The sequence below is a fragment of the Rhizobium sp. 01N447_2 genome (genome assembly GCF_056399245.1).
This window is the reverse complement of the sequence record NZ_JBFTQY010000156.1, coordinates 1-3,046: the sequence shown is the minus strand read 5'-3', so window position 1 is coordinate 3,046 and position 3,046 is coordinate 1. Positions and strand designations below refer to the sequence as shown.

At 59.8% G+C, this 3,046-nt stretch carries 5 protein-coding genes and 1 pseudogene; 2 read left to right on the top strand and 4 right to left on the bottom strand.

Annotation, left to right across the window (positions count from 1 at the left end):
- The coding region (locus AC1ECN_RS38435) for an ATP dependent DNA ligase (protein WP_477956040.1) at positions 1 to 417 on the top strand (417 nt) is incomplete at its 5' end.
- 61 nt (positions 418 to 478) lie between these two features.
- A complete protein-coding gene (locus AC1ECN_RS38430) occupies positions 479 to 1,252 on the top strand; it encodes an SOS response-associated peptidase family protein (protein ID WP_477956038.1) in 774 nt (257 codons plus the stop codon).
- A gap of 123 nt (positions 1,253 to 1,375) precedes the next feature.
- On the opposite strand, the pseudogene AC1ECN_RS38425 reads toward AC1ECN_RS38430, so the two are convergent.
- The 4 genes and pseudogenes from AC1ECN_RS38425 to AC1ECN_RS38410 form a co-directional block, all read right to left on the bottom strand.
- Positions 1,376 to 1,654, bottom strand: a pseudogene (locus tag AC1ECN_RS38425) (hypothetical protein).
- Positions 1,655 to 1,662: 8 nt separating this feature from the next.
- Positions 1,663 to 1,962, bottom strand: a complete 300-nt coding sequence (locus AC1ECN_RS38420; RefSeq protein ID WP_222333994.1) for a DUF982 domain-containing protein — start codon at positions 1,960 to 1,962, stop codon at positions 1,663 to 1,665.
- A gap of 74 nt (positions 1,963 to 2,036) precedes the next feature.
- Positions 2,037 to 2,513, bottom strand: coding sequence for an Hsp20 family protein (locus AC1ECN_RS38415; RefSeq protein ID WP_222333992.1), 477 nt, complete (start codon positions 2,511 to 2,513; stop codon positions 2,037 to 2,039).
- 240 nt (positions 2,514 to 2,753) lie between these two features.
- Positions 2,754 to 3,044, bottom strand: coding sequence for a hypothetical protein (locus tag AC1ECN_RS38410; RefSeq protein WP_222333990.1), 291 nt, complete (start codon positions 3,042 to 3,044; stop codon positions 2,754 to 2,756).
- Between the last annotated feature and the right edge of the window lie 2 nt (positions 3,045 to 3,046).

Genomic DNA, 3,046 nt, shown 5'->3' with positions numbered 1-3,046 from the left:
CACCTCGATCAGCCCTATCGTTCCGGCCGGACCGGGGATTGGGTGAAAGTCAAATGCGTCCACAGCGAGGCGTTCTTCATCGTCGGCTATGAGAGATCGTCGGCATCCCCTGCCGGCTTCGGCTCGTTGGTGCTCGCCGCCTACCGCGATACCGATCTCGTCCACGTCGGAAGCGTCGGCACGGGCTTCAGGCAAGCCGAGATCATCAGGCTGCGGAAGATGCTGGACACGCTGCGATGGAAGCGAAAGCAGCCGCCCATTCCTTATTCCGGAAGTGCCGATGTTGTCTGGGTCGAGCCGACCTTGATCGCCGACATCGAGTTTCGCGCCTGGACGATAGACGGTAAACTCCGCCATTCGTCCTACAAAGGCTTGCGAGAACGCCAGGATAATGCCGACGTCTTCCGGCTCGACTAGCGAAACCAGCGCCATACGCTAGATTGATCACCATTCGAGCTCGGCGGAGTGGATATCTAGCATGTGCAACCTTTATCGCATGGAAGACAGGGACTGGGTCGCGAAGTGGGCCCAGGACGCTGAAAGCCTGATCAACCTGATGCCGGCTTATCAGATGAACCCCGATCAGATGGGGCCGATCGTCCGCAACACCACCGATGGAAAGAAGCAACTGGTCCATGCGCGCTGGGGACTGCCCTCGCCGCGCTTCGCCCTTGAGAAGGCAGCCAAAGCCAAGGYCGAGAAACTTGCGGCGAAAGGCAAGCCGTTCGATCTAGAAGAACTGATCCGCATGGAGGCCGACCGCGGCACGACCAACGTGCGTAAGCTCAGTTTTCCGCACTGGAAGCGATGGTTTGGCGTCGAAAACAGATGCCTCGTCCCGGTCACCAGTTTCGCGGAACCGGATCCGGCTAGCCAGGTGGTCGGCGGAAACGTTCCGAATGCCTGGTTCGCCCGCGACGAGGAGAAGTCGCTGATGTTCTTTGCCGGTCTCCATGTGCCGCAATGGCAGAGCGTCCGAAAGGTCAGGGACGGCCTGACCACCGACGACCTCTATGGCTTCTTGACCACGGATCCCAATGACCTGGTAAAGCCGATCCATGAGAAGGCCATGCCGGTCCTGTTGCTGACCAAGGAAGAGACCGACGTCTGGATGCGGGCACCATGGGAGGAGGCCAAGGAACTGGCCCGTCCATTACCAAATGATGCGCTGATCATCTCGTCCCGCGAACCATACGGCTCCACGATTGTCTCGAAATCCGGAGAACCGGTGGAACAGGGCAGTCTGCTTTGACGCATCGGGATTTGAGTGGGAGAAAATTCGGGCAGCGTCTCCCAGCCGGATGAGCACCGGACTGGTTCTCGTCGAAAGCAAATCCGGCCACCAGGTCGGACCCGGATATCTCACGGCACTTCGTCAAATGCCATAGCGCCGATCGAGTTCCTCGAGGGCAGACTGCACGTCATCGATCGAGACTGGCTCCGGTGTACCGGGTAGTTGACGGAGCGCCGGTTTCGAATCGATGGCCTATAGGTCGGACGCCCATGCCGCGAGGATCGTGCGCCTATCATCGACGGAAAGCACCGGCGCTCTCACCACGTCGATTGGCCGTCGAAGCTGCATGCCTTGAAGCAGAACCGTTGGTCCCATCGCCATCGCATTGTCGGCGGCCTGCTGCAATGTCTCGTGCATCATCCGTCTCCTCATCGCACATGCGGGTCCCGGTCGCGCCGCCGCCAAGACGCGGCGATCGCGTCGGTTTCGGGCGCCAGCAGATCGTGTTTTTCGGCAAAGGCGGCAAACAGGCCGCGCGCGGTTTCCGCTTCGATCTCACCACGCAGCGCGGCACCGCATGCCTTGAGCGCCACCGAGTGCGCGGTATCCCGGTTTGACGCCGGCCACTCGACGAGATGTCGATAGGCATCCATCACGCTGCGAACCTCGGCCGGAAAGCCCAGGCCGACAAGAATGGAAACGGGCTGTCTGAACATATCGGGTTTCATTGCTCTCTCCTTCCCAACCCGGAATGTTGATGGGCGCCGTCGCCACGGCGCCCATGTTGAGCGGACATTGTCTATTAAGCCGCCTTCTGCGCTTCGATCTGCACCGGAGGAGTCGAATGCTGCAAGGCAGGCTCGCTCTGGATCGAGATCTTGCGCGGTTTAAGGGCCTCTGGGATCTCGCGCACGAGATCGATCGACAGCAGACCATTGCTGAGATTGGCTCCGTTCACCCTGACATGGTCGGCAAGCTCGAACCGGTGTTCGAACGGTCGGCCGGCAATGCCGCGATGCAGGTACCCGTCAGTGGCCGCCTCCTGCTTCTTGCCGGTGACAGTCAGCAGATTGGACTGGAAGGTGATGTCGAGATCGTTTTGGGTGAAGCCCGCCACCGCGATCGAAATCCGATAGCTGTCATCCCCGCTCTTGATGATGTCATAGGGCGGCCAGTCGCTGATCGAGCGGGCGCGCTGGGCGTTTTCGAGAAGATGAAAGACCCGGTCGAACCCGACGCTCGAACGGTAGAGCGGTGCATAGTCGTAAGATGTTGCCATAGCCATATCCTCCTTGAAGCAACATGGTACCGAAGCGCCGAAAGACGGCGCCTCCAGCAAGGCCAGCCCTTCCTTAGCGGCTGGCGGCATCGATTTGGTTTTGAGGAACTTTGGATTCAAGAGCCTCTGCAGAAAAAAATAACGGTCTTGTCGCGCGGCCTCCGAGGTCACCAAGCTGACAGCCAGCCTCGTGGCTGCCAACGGACGCCGCCGCCACGATCCCAGTCTCTCTTCGTTTGGTTAGTGTACMGATCGGCTGATAACGCGATGCGGATAAGCCGCCTTGAATTGCGATATCATCGCACAGGCCCGCTGCAGTACCTGCTCGGCGGCTTCGGGGTTGTCACGGGCAAGTTCGTCAGCATTGACGCGGATTGCCTGTGCCATATTCGCAGACATCACAGCGAAGCGCCCTTCGCCGTAGACCAGTGCCTCTTGTGAGGCCGTCTCGAGCCACCGGGCGAAATCCGTGATGATCTCTTCCCGTTCCGGTATGCTGGCGCTTCGGATGATATTGATGCTCTCTTCCATGT